Annotated in this window: 17 protein-coding genes; 5 read left to right on the top strand and 12 right to left on the bottom strand. The window is 63.7% G+C overall.

The genetic code is table 11. From position 1 onward, the window contains the following. Position 1 precedes the first annotated feature (1 nt). From IVB12_RS30810 to IVB12_RS30770, 9 genes are all read right to left on the bottom strand, one after another. A complete protein-coding gene (locus IVB12_RS30810; protein WP_247304852.1) occupies positions 2-979 on the bottom strand; it encodes a type II secretion system F family protein in 978 nt (325 codons plus the stop codon). Positions 980-992: 13 nt separating this feature from the next. After that, the gene (locus tag IVB12_RS30805) at positions 993-2,462 is read right to left on the bottom strand and encodes a CpaF family protein (protein WP_247304850.1); all 1,470 of its coding nucleotides are present in this window, start codon (positions 2,460-2,462) and stop codon (positions 993-995) included. A gap of 20 nt (positions 2,463-2,482) precedes the next feature. After that, positions 2,483-3,751: an AAA family ATPase gene (locus tag IVB12_RS30800; RefSeq protein WP_247304848.1), complete on the bottom strand. Its 1,269-nt coding sequence runs from the start codon at positions 3,749-3,751 to the stop codon at positions 2,483-2,485. Beyond that, positions 3,748-4,482 (bottom strand): CpaD family pilus assembly protein, encoded by a 735-nt coding sequence (locus IVB12_RS30795; protein ID WP_247304846.1) that lies wholly within the window; start codon positions 4,480-4,482, stop codon positions 3,748-3,750. Before IVB12_RS30795 ends, IVB12_RS30800 begins: the two co-directional genes overlap by 4 nt. Positions 4,483-4,502: 20 nt before the next feature. Next, positions 4,503-5,978: a type II and III secretion system protein family protein gene (locus tag IVB12_RS30790; protein WP_247304923.1), complete on the bottom strand. Its 1,476-nt coding sequence runs from the start codon at positions 5,976-5,978 to the stop codon at positions 4,503-4,505. Between the two features lie 11 nt (positions 5,979-5,989). Continuing rightward, positions 5,990-6,787, bottom strand: coding sequence for a Flp pilus assembly protein CpaB (gene cpaB, locus IVB12_RS30785; protein ID WP_247304844.1), 798 nt, complete (start codon positions 6,785-6,787; stop codon positions 5,990-5,992). A gap of 129 nt (positions 6,788-6,916) precedes the next feature. Beyond that, positions 6,917-7,441 (bottom strand): prepilin peptidase, encoded by a 525-nt coding sequence (locus IVB12_RS30780; protein ID WP_247304842.1) that lies wholly within the window; start codon positions 7,439-7,441, stop codon positions 6,917-6,919. A gap of 119 nt (positions 7,442-7,560) precedes the next feature. Then, positions 7,561-7,698 carry a hypothetical protein gene (locus IVB12_RS30775; protein ID WP_247277941.1) on the bottom strand — a complete coding sequence of 46 codons (138 nt, stop codon included), beginning with the start codon at positions 7,696-7,698 and terminating at the stop codon, positions 7,561-7,563. A gap of 77 nt (positions 7,699-7,775) precedes the next feature. Then, the gene (locus IVB12_RS30770) at positions 7,776-7,940 is read right to left on the bottom strand and encodes a Flp family type IVb pilin (protein ID WP_247304840.1); all 165 of its coding nucleotides are present in this window, start codon (positions 7,938-7,940) and stop codon (positions 7,776-7,778) included. A gap of 265 nt (positions 7,941-8,205) precedes the next feature. Between IVB12_RS30770 and IVB12_RS30765 the strand changes: the two genes are divergently transcribed. The 4 genes from IVB12_RS30765 (at position 8,206) to IVB12_RS30750 (ending at position 11,109) form a co-directional block, all read left to right on the top strand. Beyond that, on the top strand, positions 8,206-9,033 hold the full coding sequence (locus tag IVB12_RS30765) for a sterol desaturase family protein (protein WP_247304839.1): 828 nt from the start codon (positions 8,206-8,208) through the stop codon (positions 9,031-9,033). Positions 9,034-9,181: 148 nt separating this feature from the next. Beyond that, positions 9,182-9,679: a pilus assembly protein N-terminal domain-containing protein gene (locus IVB12_RS30760; protein WP_247304836.1), complete on the top strand. Its 498-nt coding sequence runs from the start codon at positions 9,182-9,184 to the stop codon at positions 9,677-9,679. 249 nt (positions 9,680-9,928) lie between these two features. Further along, complete coding sequence (locus IVB12_RS30755) at positions 9,929-10,507, top strand: TadE/TadG family type IV pilus assembly protein (RefSeq protein WP_247304833.1); 579 nt, start codon at positions 9,929-9,931, stop codon at positions 10,505-10,507. Positions 10,508-10,539: 32 nt separating this feature from the next. After that, entirely contained in the window at positions 10,540-11,109 is a 570-nt protein-coding gene (locus IVB12_RS30750; RefSeq protein ID WP_247304830.1) for a TadE/TadG family type IV pilus assembly protein, read from the top strand. A gap of 113 nt (positions 11,110-11,222) precedes the next feature. Here IVB12_RS30750 and IVB12_RS30745 read toward each other — a convergent pair whose 3' ends face one another. From IVB12_RS30745 to IVB12_RS30735, 3 genes are all read right to left on the bottom strand, one after another. Beyond that, positions 11,223-11,435: a cold-shock protein gene (locus tag IVB12_RS30745; RefSeq protein ID WP_247277830.1), complete on the bottom strand. Its 213-nt coding sequence runs from the start codon at positions 11,433-11,435 to the stop codon at positions 11,223-11,225. Between the two features lie 265 nt (positions 11,436-11,700). Next, the gene (gene infA / locus IVB12_RS30740) at positions 11,701-11,988 is read right to left on the bottom strand and encodes a translation initiation factor IF-1 (protein WP_247304828.1); all 288 of its coding nucleotides are present in this window, start codon (positions 11,986-11,988) and stop codon (positions 11,701-11,703) included. A gap of 23 nt (positions 11,989-12,011) precedes the next feature. Next, a complete protein-coding gene (locus IVB12_RS30735; protein ID WP_247304826.1) occupies positions 12,012-13,583 on the bottom strand; it encodes a DEAD/DEAH box helicase in 1,572 nt (523 codons plus the stop codon). 480 nt (positions 13,584-14,063) lie between these two features. On the opposite strand from IVB12_RS30735, the gene urtA reads away from it, so the two are divergent. Then, complete coding sequence (gene urtA, locus IVB12_RS30730; protein WP_247304824.1) at positions 14,064-15,392, top strand: urea ABC transporter substrate-binding protein; 1,329 nt, start codon at positions 14,064-14,066, stop codon at positions 15,390-15,392. Positions 15,393-15,449 lie beyond the last annotated feature (57 nt).

Below are 15,449 nucleotides of genomic sequence, written 5' to 3'. Positions count from 1 at the left end.
GTCAGAAATCGAAGTTGATCATCTTCTTCATCACCATGATGCCGATCGACATCCAGACGACGCAGCCGACCAGCATCAGCTGGCCGGTCGGGTGGGTCCAAAGCAGCGAGATGTAGTGCGGCGTCGTGAGATAGACCAGGAACATCACGATCGGCGGCAGCGAGCCGATGATGCCTGCCGAGGCCTTGGCCTCCATCGACATCGCCTGAATCTTTTCCTTCATCTTCTTGCGGTCGCGCAGCACCTTGGAGAGGTTGCCGAGCGCTTCGGAGAGGTTGCCGCCCGATTTCTGCTGGATCGAGATCACGATGCCGAAGAAGTTCGCCTCTGGGAGCGGCATGCGCTCATAGAGACGCAAGCAGGCCTCACCGAGCGGCATGCCGATCGCCTGCGTCTCGATGATCTGGAGGAACTCGGTGCGCAGCGGCTCCGGTGCATCGGCAGCGACGACCTTGATCGATTCGAACAGCGGCAGACCCGCCTTGATGCCACGCACGATCACGTCGACCGCATCAGGCAGCGCCGCCAGGAACTTGGACTCGCGGCGCTTCTTGAGGAAACCCAGTGCCCAGCGCGGCAGGCCCAAGCCGCCAGCAAAAGCCAGGCCGGCGGCACCGAGCAGGCCGCCCCCGACGAACAGAGCGGCCGCGAACAGCACGCCCGCCACAACGGCGGACACGACCCAGAATTTCTGCGCCGTCCAGTCGAGCCCTGCTTGCGAGAGGCGGACACTGAGCGGAATCCTCTTCTCCTGCTGGCGCCGCGCCTCGAGATCCTTGAGCGAAGTCTCGACCTGCTCACGGCGCGATCGTTGGCTCTTGTCGGTCTGCTTGGCCGCGGGCGCGTCGGCGCGCGCGATAGCCGCGCGGCGGTTTTCGGCTTTCCGCTCCCCTGACAGGAGTGGATAGAGGAAGACCCAGGCGATGCCTCCGACGGCGGCCGTGGCGAGAAACGCGAGCGCGAGGACCTGCATGTTCATGACGCTGACCTGCTCACGTTGTCGGCGCCACTTCCGCGGCGTCGAGCGCGGCGGCAAGGCGCTTCTCTTCGCCGTAATAGCGGGCGCGTTCCCAGAATTTCGGGCGGCCGATGCCGGTCGAGCGGTGCCGGCCGATGATCTTGCCGTTGGCGTCTTCGCCGATCAGGTCGTAGAGGAAGATATCCTGGGTGATGATGGTGTCACCTTCCATGCCCATCACTTCGGTGATGTGGGTGATCCGCCGCGAGCCGTCGCGCAGGCGTGCGGCCTGAACGATGACATCGATGGATGCGCAGATCATCTCGCGGATGGTGCGCGAGGGCAGAGAGAAGCCGCCCATAGTAATCATGGATTCGCAGCGCGACAGCGCTTCGCGCGGATTGTTGGCGTGCAGCGTTCCCATCGAGCCGTCATGGCCGGTGTTCATGGCCTGAAGCAGGTCGAACGCCTCGGGGCCGCGGACTTCGCCGACGATGATGCGTTCGGGGCGCATACGGAGGCAGTTGCGCACCAGCTCGCGCATGGTGACCTGGCCTTCGCCTTCGATGTTGGGTGGGCGGGTTTCGAGCCGGACCACATGAGGTTGCTGGAGCTGGAGCTCGGCCGCGTCCTCGCAGGTGATGACCCGCTCGTCGTGCTCGATGTAGTTGGTCAGGCAATTGAGCAGCGTCGTCTTGCCCGAGCCGGTACCGCCGGAGATCAGCACGTTGCAGCGGACCCGTCCGATGATCTGGAGGATCTCTGCGCCTTCCGGCGAAATCGCGCCGAACTTGACGAGCTGATCGAGCGTCAGCTTGTCCTTCTTGAATTTGCGGATGGTGAGGGCGGGGCCGTCGATCGCGAGCGGCGGCACGATAGCGTTGACGCGGGAGCCGTCGGCGAGGCGCGCGTCGCAGATCGGTGAGGATTCGTCGACGCGCCGGCCGACCTGGCTGACGATGCGCTGACAGATATTGAGGAGCTGCTGGTTGTCGCGAAACCGGATTCCGGTGCGCTGGATCTTGCCGCCGACTTCGATGAAGACGGTGCCGGCGCCGTTCACCATGATGTCGGCGATGTCGTCGCGCGCGAGCAGGGGCTCGAGGGGGCCATAGCCGAGCACGTCGTTGCAGATATCGTCGAGCAGTTCCTCCTGCTCGGCGATCGACATCACGATGTTCTTGATCGCGATGATCTCGTTGACGATGTCGCGGATTTCCTCGCGGGCGGACTCGGAATCGAGCTTGGCGAGCTGGGCGAGGTCGATGGCCTCGATCAGCGCGCCGAAGATGGTGGCCTTGACCTCGTAATAATTGTCCGACCGCCGGCTCTCCATGGCGGGAGGCGGCGGGGCCTTGGCAGGGGCAAGCGGCGGCGAGGCGACGGCCGGCGGGAGCGGGCCGCGCGACACCGTCGCCGCCGGAGCCTGGGAAGGCTCGGGCAACACGGCGCCGGGCTTGGGAGCCCGAAGGTCGGTGTCTGTTCCGCTACGCTTACCGAACACTTAACAACTCCATGCGGCGGCTATTTTCCCCGCAACTTCTCAATCAGGGGTGAAAACAAGGACGACTTTTGTTTCTTGGTCTCGCTCCGGCCGGTCAGGCGCTGGGCGATCTGAAGGAACATCTCGATCGACTTGTGATTGGCCGAGATCTCCGCAATCATCTGCCCGTTATTGGCCGCCGAGCCGAAGATCTGCGGCTCGAACGGAATCGAGGCGACCGGCTGGCTCTCGATCGCTTTGGCGAATTCCGTGGCGGCGATTTCGGGACGTTTCGGAACACCGACCTGGTTCAGGCAGTAGAGCGGCGGCCGGTCGTTGGGGCGCGAGGCCTTCAAAAGGTCGAACAGGTTCTTCGTGTTGCGCAAATTGGCCAGATCCGGCGCGGCCACGATCAGGATATCGTCCGCTCCGATCAAGGCGCGCTTGGTCCAGCCCGACCATTGGTGCGGCACGTCGAGCACGATGCAGGGCATGGTGGAGCGCAGCGTGTCGAATACGGCATCGAAAGCGTCCGAGCCGAAGTCATAGACGCGGTCGAGCGTCGCGGGCGCCGCCAGCAGGCTGAGATGGTCGGTGCATTTCGACAGCAGGCGGTCGATGAAGGCCGTATCGACGCGATCGGGTGAGAACACGGCGTCGGCGATGCCCTGTGGCGGGTCCTGGTTGTAGTCCAGCCCGGCCGTGCCGAAGGCGAGGTCGAGATCGGCGACCACCGCATCCATCGCGAGATCGCGCGCGATCGCCCAGGCAACGTTGTGGGAAATGGTGGAAGCGCCGACGCCGCCCTTGGCGCCGACGACGGCGATGATGCGGCCGACCGCCTTGGCTTCGGGCGCCGAGAACAGGTTGCAGATCGAGCGCACCACGTCGATCGCGGAGACCGGCGCGAGCACGTAGTCGCTGACACCGCGGCGCACCAGCTCGCGGTAGAGCATGACGTCATTGATGCGGCCGATCACGACCACGCGGGTGCCGGCGTCGCAGACGGTGGCAAGCTGGTCGAGCCCGCCCAGGAGATCGTTGCGGCCGTCGCTTTCGAGCACGATCACGTTTGGTGTCGGGGCGGAGCGATAGGCTTCGATCGCCGCCGCCATGCCGCCCATCTGGATCTTCAGATGGGCTTTGCCGAGACGGCGATCCTCGCCGGCCGACTGCACCGCGGCAGCGGTCTCTACGGTCTCGCAGAAGGCCTGGACCGAGACACGCGGCGAGGGCGCAATATGCTCATCAAGCGGCGGGGGTGGGGCCTCCGGCTGCTCTTCTTGAGGCTGGCGAGCGTAGCTGATCATTTGCCGGTGTCGCTGAGTTTGGCCTTGTCGGCTTCAGGATAGGAGACCGCCGTCGGCGTTCCTTTGCGATATTTCTCGAGGAGCGTGGTGCGACGCGCCATGTAGGACGGCGTTTCGGCCCTCGGCTGCTCGAGGTCCGACGGATTGCTGACCATCGCAGCGAGGTTGCGCTGATAGGCGCAGCCGTAATTGTAATAGTCCTTGTTCTCGAACCAGCTCTTATTCTTCATCGAGGGGCCGATGTCCTCCGGCCACAGGCCGCAGGGACCCGCGACCGCGGCGATCTTGGAGTAAGTGAGCCGGATCGGCGGCAGGAAGCGCTTGTCGTCCGGCTGATAAGGGCGAACGTTGACGCCGCGCGGCGGAACGCCGGCCGCCGCCAGTATCGCCTGGATCTCACGCATGGTGTCCGCGACCGGACGTGCGTTGGGCGTGCCGGATGGCACGTCGATCCGGATCGCGCCGGTGCCCTCGTGCAGCCAGGCCGAGGCGACGCCCATCACGTCGGCGCGCTGGGCGGCGGTCAAGCCGCCGCGGGCGTGGCCGACGAAGACGACGATCGAGCGGTTCTGCTCTTCGATCGCGATCGGATGGCGCTGCTTGTAATCGTCGGGAATGGAGGCGGTGACCGCTTCGTCGTGCTGGCAGCCGCCGAGGGCGAGCGCCATGCCGACGAGCGCGCCACCGAGGCGGATGGCGCGTTTGCGAAGCTGGGGTGGTCTTATGATCATCGTGAAGTCCCCGTTCCGCCTCAGTCGGTGATGAAGCCGTAGGTGCCGCGGTAATTTCTGGCCGGTTCGGTCCGTCCGGGCACGCCGTAGATGCGGTTGATGTTGCCGATCAGCTCGGCCTGCGGATCGGAAGGCGCGGCAAAGCCGTCATCCGGCCGCGACAGATCCTTTTGCGCAACCGCGCGAACGACATAAGGCGTCACGATCACGACCAGTTCGGTCGCGTTGTTGACGAAGTCGCGGCTGCGGAACAGCGTGCCGAGGATCGGGAGCTGCATCAGCCCCGGCAGTCCGCTGACCGCCTGCTTGGTCTGCTGCTGGATCAGGCCGGCCATCGCCATCGCGCCGCCCGAGGGAATTTCCAGCGAAGTCTCGGCGCGACGGGTCCTAATCGAGGGCACCGTCAGCGAGTTCACCGACGTCGAGGTCACCGCCTGGGACAGCGTGATCGCATTCTCGTTCGACAGTTCCGAGACTTCGGTCATCACGCGCAGGCTGATCTTGCCCTCGCTCAGGACCACCGGAGTGAAGTTGAGCGAGATGCCGAACTTCTTGAAGCTGATCTGGGTGGTACAGACATGCGTGGTCGGATCGCACGCATAGCCTGCCGGCACGGGGAATTCACCGCCGGCAATGAAGGTCGCCGACTCGCCGGAGATCGCGGTCAGATTCGGCTCGGCCAGCGTACGGATCACGCCCGCGGTCTCCATCGCGCGCAGGGTGGCCTGCACGGACGGCGTCGCGCCGAATTTCGTAGTCAGGTTGTTACCGTCCACGAGATTGTGGCCAAGGGCCGTGAACGGGTTGGAATTGGAGAAGCTCACCACGGAGGTGCCGTAGTTCAGGTTCGCGGAGAGGTCGATGCCGAGCTGCTTAACAATGTTGCGCTGAACTTCAGCCACCGTCACCTTCAGCATGACCTGATCGCGGCCGCGGACCACGATCGAGTTCACCACCTTGTCGGCGCCGCCGGCGAGGCGCGCGGCGAGATCATTGGCCTGCTGCGCTTCGAGCGGGTTCGCAGCCGTGCCGGTCAGGACGATGCCGTCGCCGAGGCCGTCGATCTGGATGTCGGAGTTGGGCAGGATCTGTTTCAGTGCGGCCCGCGCGCCGTTGAGGTCGCGCTTGACCGCGATGTCATAGGCCGCAATCTGCTGGCCGGCGGAATCAAAGAACACGATATTGGTCTGGCCGACCGAGGCGCCGATGATGTAGGCCCGCTGCGCCGAGCGGACCACCGCATTGGCGATCTTGGGGTCTGCGACCAGCACATCCTTGATGTCCCGCGGCAGATCGACCACGACAGATTTGCCGATGCCGAGCGAGAGGAAACGCGCGTTCATCTGGCCGTCGGCCGCGACCGGCACCACGGCGCGGTAGTCGGCGGCGACCACCGGGCTAAGGGCCGGGTTCAGCGTCAGCGCGAGGACGGCCGAAAACGACAGGGCGCGAACCAGTGAGGTTCGCATCGTCGCCAGATTTGCCCTGCATTTCATATCGACTGTCTTCATCGTGCTTTCGCCGTCTGACTTGGAATGCCGTAGCGAATGATCGAAACGCCGTCGCGCTTCTGCGCGGATTCGTCGAGCGTGATCTCGCTGAGCTTGACGTCGGCTATGCTGCGCAACGCCAGCGACAGCGTTCCGGCCTGGCGGGCCGACGAAAGCGCCTGGGTCTGCGCCGCATTGAGCTCCAAGGTCACGGTTTTGCCGACCACCGTGTTCTGGCCGTCCTTCTCCTTCGGCGCTTGGTCGATGGCCAGGACGCGGATGTTGGCGAGGATGATTTCGGAGGTGACGATGTCCGGGGCGCCGCTGCTCTGGTCCGGGTTCTTGAGGCGGCGCGTGAGGATCACATCGACGCGGTCGTTGGGCAGGATGAAGCCGCCTGCGCCGGTCTCCGGCGAGATCTCGGTCGAGATCGCCCGCATGCCGGAAGGCAGGATTGCCGCCATGAAGCCGGAGCCCTCGGCCTTGACCAGCTTCTGGTCGCGGATCGGCTCACCCTGGATGAAGGGAGCGCGCGCGATCGAGCCGGTCACCTGGGTCGCGCCCTCGGGACGCTCGTTGCGGCGGATGAAGGTGGCGCTGGCGGTCGCGGCCGGCCAAGTCTGCCATTGCACGTCGTCCGGCTTCACGGTCTGGCCGAGACCGATATCGTTCTTGGCCACCAGAACGTCGACGGTCGGAAGCTGCGCGACCGGAGCCGGAGGCGGCGCAGAATTGTCCGTGCCGCTCGCCAGGTACGCGGCGACGCCGCCGGCCCCGATAGCGACCGTCAGGACGACAATGCGTGCCCTATTCATACGCTTCACTTTCCAACAAAAACGCCGCGACGCTGCCGCCGCCGTAATCGGCAGTTGACCAGCTATTCGTCAAAGCATGGTTAATGAGGCGTATCTAAATCGCCTCAACGCCCGGTTTACCCGGTGCGTTCAGCGCAGTGCGAGGTGAGCGAGGTCGATCGCCTTCACCCATTCGGTCTCTGGGTAGACCATCAGCGCGCTCAGTGCGAGCGCGATTCCGTAGGGAATGCCGCTCTCCTTGGCGTGCAGCCGTGCGAGCCAGGCTTGGCCCGCCAGTCCGTAGGGCAGCGGCCATTGCCGGAACTGGAGCAGGAGCAGCGTCAGCGCGCCACCGAACAGCGAAGCGTAGAGTAGGAAGTTGATCAGATGTGCAAAGCCGAACCAGAGTGCGACTGAGGCCGCGACCTTGGCATCGCCGCCGCCGACCCAGCCCATCGCAAAGCAGGTGAAGGCCACGACCAGGAGAAGTGCGCCGGCACCGAGATGGCTCAGCACCTCGTAAGGCGCCATGCCACCGGCGAGGGCGAGGGCGAAGAAGCCTGCGACCAATGCCAGCGAGACGCGGTTCGAGATCGTCATCGTGAAGAGATCGCTCGCGGCGGCGAACGCCATGAGGGCCGGGAAGAGCAGAAGGCGCGCAAGGTCGAGGATCATGGGCTGCGTCTTGAGGCCTGGTTGTGTCGCCGAAGCTGGCGGCGCGGATGCTAGCCGGCAGTGCTAAACAAACCGACAACGGCAGCCGGGCGGCGGGGGTGGCACCGCCGCAAGCGTGCTCACCAGAGGCTGGCGATGCGCACGGCGAGGACGAGCGTCGCCAGCAGCAGCGCAAGGCAGACCCAATAGGCCGGCGAGCTGGTCTGCGACACCGCCTCGTTCGCCGCGACGGCGGCATCGGTTCTGTACTCGCGCAACGCCACTGGAACTCGCCGTCTTCAGAAAAACAAAGGCCCCGGAGGTCCGGGGCTTTTGCGGTCGCTCGTCAAGCCGCTTACTTCAGCGACGTGCTGATCGAGCCGAACTTGCTGTTCAACGTGCTGCCGAGATTGTTGACGACGGTGATGATGGCCAGCGCGATGCCGGCGGCGATCAGACCATATTCGATGGCGGTGGCACCGGATTCGTCCTTCGCGAAACGCGCAATCAGGTTCTTCATGAACAAAACTCCGTCTGGATGGGATCGCCTCGTTCGGCGCTGTCTTTGACGCGACGAACATGAGAGTCGAGCTCTTTCGGTAGCGTTAATTCATTCGAGCAAACCCGCTTGTGGCGCGGTGCTTTTGGCCAGAGTGAATTTCGTCTTAATAAGGCAGTTGAATTCGGTCTGTTCCGAATGCAGCGCATGCACCGCCGGCTTCACCCTCCTTTAAATCTAGCGGAGTAGGCCTAGGCGGGACCAGCAATTCGGAAGTGAGGCGACGATGTCGAGCCTGCCCATGCAAGTCGCCCTGATGCTCGGCGAGACGATCCAGAAGATGGTCCCCGTCACCCTGGTGCTCGCGGCAATCTTCACCGTGCTCGAGCATTTCTGGGCCTGCAATCCCGGCGCGCCGTGGTGGCGCAAGCGGGAGATCCTCACCGACATCTGCTACTGGTTCTTCGTACCGGTGTTCGCCCGCACCATGCGGATCGGACTGCTGATCGTGGGCGCCGGCGTGGTCTTCAGCATCCACGATGCCGACGACCTCATCGCTTTCTACGACAACGGCCATGGCCCGCTGTCACAGCTGCCGCTGTGGCTACAGGCCGTGCTGTTCCTGGTGCTGTCCGATTTCATGCTGTACTGGCTGCACCGGCTTTTCCACGACGGTGGCTTCTGGAAGTACCACGCGATTCATCATTCGTCGGAGGAGATCGGCTGGATTTCCGCGGCGCGCTTCCATCCCGTCAACCTCATGCTCGGGACGATCAGCGTCGACGTCGTGCTGCTGATGGCCGGTATCTCCCCGAACGTCATGATCTGGGTCGGTCCGTTCACCACCTTTCATTCGGCCTTCGTGCACGCCAATTTGAACTGGACCTTCGGACCGTTCAGATATGTGCTGGCGACGCCGGTATTCCACCGCTGGCACCACACCTCGCTCGAAGAGGGCGGCGATACCAACTTTGCCGGGACGTTCCCGATCTGGGACGTGCTGTTCGGCACCTTCCGGATGCCGGAGGGCAGGCTGCCGCAGGATTATGGCAAGGACGAAGCGACCATGCCGAAGGAAATCGGCGGGCAACTCGCCTATCCGTTCCGCCGTTAGCGCGGCGCCGACGATTCGGAAGCTCCCTTCAAACAATAGTCGGCGAGTTTGCGGAACGTTCACGAATTAAGCGCAGGTTAGCCGGGTCGGGCACCGGCTCCGCTGTTTGATCGTTTCTGCCGGTTTGTGACGTCCCGGGGGTAAGAGTATGCGTAAAGAGTTGCTGCGCCGTCAGGCGCGCGTCTGCCTTCTGGTTGCGGCCGCGGTGCTGGCGTCGCCTGGTGCCGGCCTTGCCGAGCCCACCGCCGATACCATCGCCGTCAATGTCGACCAGGCCAAGCTGGTACGGCTCCCCGGCAAGGTCGCGACCATCGTGGTCGGCAATCCCCTGATCGCGGACGTCACGCTCCAGCCTGGCGGCATGATCGTCGTGACCGGGAAAGGTTATGGTGCCACCAATTTTATCGCGCTCGACCGGGGCGGCGAGATTCTGGTCGACCGCCAGATCCAGGTCGAAGGTCCGAGCGATCGGCTCGTCACCGTCTATCGCGGGATCGAGCGCGAGTCCTATAGCTGCCTGCCGCTTTGCCAGCGCCGCGTCACGCTCGGCGACAGCGATGCCTACTTCAACAACACGATGAACCAGGCGGGCACACTGAGCGGCAATGCCAGCGGCACGGCCGGAGCCGGCGCCAAGACCAACTAGCAGAACCGGCGAAGTTGCTCGGGCAGGATCGCCTCACCGGCCCGGGCGCTGGCGCCTCTCACGAGGAGCTCTTCTCTCCGCGCGCCTTGTTTCCGCGTGGCCTTCCTGCCTCCCCTGTGCTTGGGCGTTCGTGGTTAACGCATGCTTAACGAGGCGGTCTGACCGGAGCGGATCGCCTGAAACACTTAAACAATCAGTTTTCGCTATTGAAGCGGGCAGATGATTGCCGTTGCCGGGGAATTTGACGCGATGCCATCGCCTGCGCCTACGAGGTTCACGCCGCTCGCCGCGCTGCGCCGGTTTCGCGGCAACCGCCGCGGCTCCGCGGTCGTCGAGTTTGCGCTGGTCGCTCCGGTGTTCTTCGCGTTGCTGTTCGCCATTATCGAGACGGCGCTGATGTTCTTCGCGGGCCAGGTGCTCGAGACCATCACCCAGAATTCCGCGCGCGTGGTTCTGACCGGGCAGGCACAATCCGGCTCAGTGACGGCCTGCGCCGTCTCCGGCGTGAGCAAGCCCTGCACGCAAGCAACGTTCAAATCCTATGTCTGTAGCCAGATTCCGGCGCTGTTCGATTGCAACAAGCTCTATGTCGAAGTCACCAGCTTCTCGTCCTTCGCCGCGGTGACGCTGCCGACCCATATCGACGGCAGCGGAAATTTCGACACGAACACGAGCTACAGCCCGGGCGGTGCGGGCGACATCGTGGTGGTGCGGGTGTTCTATCAGTGGCCGCTGTTCGTCACCGGGTTCGGCTACAACACCTCCAATCTTGCCGGCAGCAAGCGGCTGCTGGTTGCCACGGCCGCGTTCAAGAACGAGCCTTACTAGGACCAATGGATCTGGACGGAACGATGCAGACGATGTCGAGAATCTGGTGGGTGGCCCATTGCGCCGTGGGCGAGTTCGTCGCGGACAGCAGGGCGCTCGCGGCGACCGAATTCGCGGTGATCGTGCCGCTGATGCTGGTGATGTTCTTCGGCACAGTCGAGTTCTCGTCGGCGGTGGCGATCGATCGCAAGGTGACGCTGATGGCGCGGACGCTGTCCGACCTCACCTCGCAATCGATTTCGGTCGGCGATACCGACATGACCAATTTCTTCGCGGCCTCGACCGGCGTCATGACGCCGTATCCCACCACGACGGTGTCGGCGACGATCAGCGAACTCTATGTCGACCCATCGACCCTGCAGGCGCATGTGCAGTGGAGCAAGGGATCCGTGCCGCGCACGGAGAAGTCCCTGGTCACGATTCCCACGACGCTTGCGGTCGGCGGCACCTACCTGATCTTCAGTGAGGTCAGCTACACCTACACGCCGACGATCGGCTACGTGCTCAAGAACGCGGTCACGCTGAGCGATGTCGCCTATACCCGCCCGCGCCAGTCCACCTGCGTCTATTACAGCCCGGCTACGGCCTGCACGGCCTACTGACCGCAGCGCCTCCTTCCGACATGAATAAGGCCGTGCGTTGCGCACGGCCTTTTCGATTCCTTGGCTCGCCTGAGCCGGTCCGGGGCAATATCCGGACTATGGGCCCGGCGGGCTCAGCCTGCGGCGCGGAGGTTGTCCGCTGCCGACTTTCCGGAGCGGCGGTCGGCCACGATCTCGTAGGAGACCTTCTGGCCTTCGTGCAGCGAGCCGAGGCCGGCGCGCTCGACGGCGCTGATGTGAACGAACACGTCCTTGCCACCGTCATCGGGCTGAATGAAGCCATAACCCTTGGTCGCGTTAAACCACTTCACGGTTCCCATGCTCACTGGGGTAGTCCCTTCTAGATAGCACCATGTAAGAGCCCGCTCGCGCAGGCAGGTTAGATCGAATTTTTGGAAGGGTCGTCAGCGTGTCTGAACCGGCTGTACCGGTGGATGCTAATGTCGTCCGGCCGAAAATCGATTAATTCAGTTTATCGGAATTAGGGCTTCAAAACAATCCGGAGCGCACGATTTTTTGATCCGCCGCGAGGTGCGCGGCGGATCAGCATACAGACCAGAATTTTACTTCCGCGCTGACGCGCCCGAAGGACTAACGGCGGCGGAACTGGCCGCCGCGCTGGCCGGGACGAGGCGGTCCGCCTCCCGTGCTCGGACGTTCGTCCTTGTGGCGGAAAATCAGCCGGCCCTTCTCGAGGTCATACGGTGACATCTCCACCGTCACGCGGTCGCCCGCGAGCGTCTTGATCCGGTTCTTCTTCATCTTGCCGGCGGTGTAAGCAACGATCTCGTGTCCGGCGTCGAGCTGCACGCGGTAGCGTGCGTCGGGGAGGATTTCGGTGACCAGTCCTTCGAACTGGATCAGCTCTTCCTTAGCCATGAATTTCTCCAGGTCGTGGACGGCTAGTGCGAAAAGGGTTTGCGATTCGGTTGACCGTTCGGCCGACTCTCGCGGCGCAAAAAGGCAACGCCTTGTATCCCATCAGGCGTCCCGGCGCTATGCGCGGAACGCTGTTCCGGACGGTCGGTTAGCGACGAATGCATCTTAGCACCGGAACGGCGGCGACGAGATGCCTTCGAAGCTTTCGGGCCAGTGCCGGGCCGCCCGTCAATATGCCGTCCCTCGCCGGGGCGTCCGTCCCCCTGCTTGCCGGCGCTGTGGTGGCGCCCGTCGGCATGCCTCTCGTCGGAACGCCGCCCGTCACCCTGCCCGTGCCGTGCGCCTTGCGGACGCTGGCCCGGACGGCCTGGCCGACCTTGTCGTTGCTGCGGCGGGGGAGGACCGGCATCCCGGCGACCGGCGTCGGTGCGGTGGTCCTCGCGCGGCAACGCCACGCGGATCAGGCGCTCGATGTCGCGGAGATAGCCGAGCTCGTCACCGCCGGCAACCAGCGAGATCGCGGTGCCGTCGGCGCCGGCGCGCGCGGTGCGGCCGATGCGGTGGACGTAAGTCTCAGGCACGTTGGGCAGATCGAAATTGATGACGTGGGTGATGCCGTCGACGTCGATGCCGCGGGCAGCGATGTCGGTGGCGACCAGGGTACGGATCTCGCCCGACCGGAACTGGCCCAGCGTTCGTTCGCGATGGTTCTGTGACTTGTTCCCATGAATGGCGCTGGCGGGGATGCCCGCCTTCTCCAGTGTCTTTACGACCTTGTCGGCGCCGTGCTTGGTGCGGGTGAAGACCAGCGCCCGGTTGACCGGTTCTTCCTTCAGCAGCTTGGCGAGGAAGGCCGGCTTGGCCGAGAAGTCGACCTGGAGGATGCGCTGGTTGATCCGTTCGGCGGTCGAGGAGACCGGGGTCACCGCGACGCGGGCGGGATCACGCAGCATGGCGTCGGCGAGCTCGGCGATGTCCTTCGGCATGGTGGCCGAGAAGAACAGCGTCTGCCGCTTGATCGGCAGCTTGGCAACGATTTTGCGGATGTCGTTGATGAAGCCCATGTCGAGCATGCGGTCGGCCTCGTCAAGCACGAGGAATTCGACGCTTGAAAGCTTCAGCCCGTTGCTCTGGACAAGATCGAGCAGACGGCCGGGAGTGGCGACCAGAACCTCGACGCCCTGCATCAGCGAGCGGACCTGGCGGCCCATCGGCACGCCGCCGATGGCGAGTGTTGAGGACAGGCGGATGTGGCGGCCATAGGCATTGAAGCTGTCGAGGATCTGGCCGGACAGCTCGCGGGTGGGCGACAGCACCAGGACGCGGGCGGTCTTGGGCTGCGGCTTGATGCGGTTCTCGAGCAGGCGATGCAGGATCGGCAGCGCGAAAGACGCGGTCTTGCCGGTGCCGGTCTGGGCAATGCCGACGACGTCGCGGCCGGTCAGCGCCAGCGGGACGGTCTGAGCCTGGATCGGGGTGGGGGTGACGTAGTTCTCTTCACGAAGAGCGCGTGCGATGGGTTCGGCGAGGCCGAAATCCTGAAACGAAGTCAAAAGAGGGGTTCTTTCCATGTCAAAGGCGGGCGCCCGGCGCATTCGGCGCGGCGCGCGCATAGGGTGTCGAGAAGACACCTGCGTGTTTGGGGTGTCGGATGGGCTTGGGAGATATGGGGCAAGCCAGAGGCCCGTAGGGGCTTAAGAACACGCAGCTCGCAACGACGGCTTGATTCGCAAGCAGTCTCGACCGTTCATATGGAACATCGTGGGGGCGCTTTCAAGGCAGGTTCGCCCCAAACGACGGTTGCGGCGCAGAAATAGTTGTGCCGGAAATTTAGCCAGAGCGGACGATTTGCATATAAAATAGGCCGTCTGCCGCTTTCGCATACATCCCCACTGCCTAGGGTTTGGGCGAACAGATCGCCTCGAGACTTGGAATTCTGGCTGTTTTGCTAGCAAGAACAATGGCTTGAGGGGTGATCAGTCCATGGCATGGTTCTTGCGAATCCGTTAATCGCAGGCGGCCGTGGGGCCGTTTCGCAGCGTTTTTCACGTCTGCGTCAGGGAGATGATACACTCATGCTTAGCAAATCCACTCACGATATAGCGGCGTCATTTAGCCGCCGCGGCGTCCTCGCCGCGACGGCCGGGCTGATGCTCGGTCTGGCTTCATTGACCGGCGCCAAGGCCGCGGACGACACGATCAAGGTCGGCGTGCTTCACTCCCTTTCCGGCACCATGGCCATCAGCGAGACCACGCTGAAGGACACCATCCTCTTCCTGATCGACGAGCAGAACAAGAAGGGCGGCGTGCTCGGCAAGAAGCTCGAGGCCGTCGTCGTCGACCCCGCTTCCAATTGGCCGCTGTTCGCCGAGAAGGCGCGCGAGCTGATCACGAAGGACAAGGTCGCGGTCGTGTTCGGCTGCTGGACCTCGGTGTCGCGCAAGTCCGTGCTGCCGGTCTTCAAGGAGCTGAACAACATCCTGTTCTACCCCGTGCAGTACGAGGGCGAGGAGAGCGAGCGCAACGTATTCTACACCGGCGCTGCGCCGAACCAGCAGGCGATTCCCGCCGTCGACTATCTGATGAAGGAAGAGAAGGTGAAGCGCTGGGTGCTCGCGGGCACCGACTACGTCTATCCGCGCACCACCAACAAGATCCTGGAAGCCTATCTGAAGTCGAAGGGTGTGGCTCAGGAAGACATCATGATCAACTACACGCCGTTCGGCCACTCCGACTGGCAGACGATCGTTGCCGACATCAAGAAGTTCGGCTCGGCTGGCAAGAAGACCGCGGTGGTCTCGACCATCAACGGCGACGCCAACGTTCCCTTCTACAAGGAACTCGGCAACCAGGGTATCAAGGCCAAGGACATCCCCGTGGTCGCGTTCTCGGTGGGTGAGGAAGAGCTTGCCGGCATCGACACCAAGCCGCTGGTCGGCCATCTCGCCGCCTGGAACTACTTCCAGTCGATCAAGACCAAGGACGGGTCGAACGAGAAGTTCATTAAGGATTGGCAGGCCTACACCAAGAACCCGAAGCGCGTGACCAACGACCCGATGGAAGCGCACGTGATCGGCTTCAACATGTGGGTGAAGGCGGTCGAGAAGGTGAAGTCGACTGATCCGGACAAGGTGATCGATGCGCTTCCCGGCATCGAGGCGCCGAACTTGACCGGCGGCGTGTCGAAGATGCTGCCGAACCACCACATCACCAAGCCGGTGTTCATTGGCGAGATCAAGGGCAACGGCCAGTTCGACGTGGTCTGGAAGACCCCGGGTCTCGTTGCTGGCGATGCCTGGTCGAAGGAGCTCGAGGGCTCCAAGGACCTGATCGGCGACTGGGTCGGCAAGAAGTGCGGCAATTTCAACACCAAGACCAACAAGTGCCTCGGTTCGGGCTCCTGATCCCGATCTGACGCTCCAAGATTGGAGAGGGCGGCGATCCCGCCGCCTTCTCCATCC

It is taken from the genome of Bradyrhizobium sp. 179, from assembly GCF_023073535.1.
Taxonomy (GTDB): Bacteria; Pseudomonadota; Alphaproteobacteria; order Rhizobiales; family Xanthobacteraceae; genus Bradyrhizobium.
Note: the sequence above shows the minus strand (reverse complement) of the source record. Positions and strands in the feature narration are given on the sequence as shown.

Bases quoted from the DNA above. Each gene is read 5' to 3' on its own strand.
- IVB12_RS30795 (WP_247304846.1), bottom strand. From the start codon at position 4,482: ATGATCATAAGACCACCCCAGCTTCGCAAACGCGCCATCCGCCTCGGT.
- IVB12_RS30760 (WP_247304836.1), top strand. From the start codon at position 9,182: ATGCGTAAAGAGTTGCTGCGCCGTCAGGCGCGCGTCTGCCTTCTGGTT.
- IVB12_RS30810 (WP_247304852.1), bottom strand. From the start codon at position 979: ATGAACATGCAGGTCCTCGCGCTCGCGTTTCTCGCCACGGCCGCCGTC.
- IVB12_RS30765 (WP_247304839.1), top strand. From the start codon at position 8,206: ATGTCGAGCCTGCCCATGCAAGTCGCCCTGATGCTCGGCGAGACGATC.
- IVB12_RS30780 (WP_247304842.1), bottom strand. From the start codon at position 7,441: ATGATCCTCGACCTTGCGCGCCTTCTGCTCTTCCCGGCCCTCATGGCG.
- IVB12_RS30770 (WP_247304840.1), bottom strand. From the start codon at position 7,940: ATGAAGAACCTGATTGCGCGTTTCGCGAAGGACGAATCCGGTGCCACC.
- infA (WP_247304828.1), bottom strand. From the start codon at position 11,988: ATGGCTAAGGAAGAGCTGATCCAGTTCGAAGGACTGGTCACCGAAATC.
- urtA (WP_247304824.1), top strand. From the start codon at position 14,064: ATGCTTAGCAAATCCACTCACGATATAGCGGCGTCATTTAGCCGCCGC.
- IVB12_RS30735 (WP_247304826.1), bottom strand. From the start codon at position 13,583: ATGCGCCGGGCGCCCGCCTTTGACATGGAAAGAACCCCTCTTTTGACT.
- IVB12_RS30800 (WP_247304848.1), bottom strand. From the start codon at position 3,751: ATGATCAGCTACGCTCGCCAGCCTCAAGAAGAGCAGCCGGAGGCCCCA.
- IVB12_RS30750 (WP_247304830.1), top strand. From the start codon at position 10,540: ATGTCGAGAATCTGGTGGGTGGCCCATTGCGCCGTGGGCGAGTTCGTC.
- IVB12_RS30755 (WP_247304833.1), top strand. From the start codon at position 9,929: ATGCCATCGCCTGCGCCTACGAGGTTCACGCCGCTCGCCGCGCTGCGC.
- IVB12_RS30790 (WP_247304923.1), bottom strand. From the start codon at position 5,978: ATGAAATGCAGGGCAAATCTGGCGACGATGCGAACCTCACTGGTTCGC.
- cpaB (WP_247304844.1), bottom strand. From the start codon at position 6,787: ATGAATAGGGCACGCATTGTCGTCCTGACGGTCGCTATCGGGGCCGGC.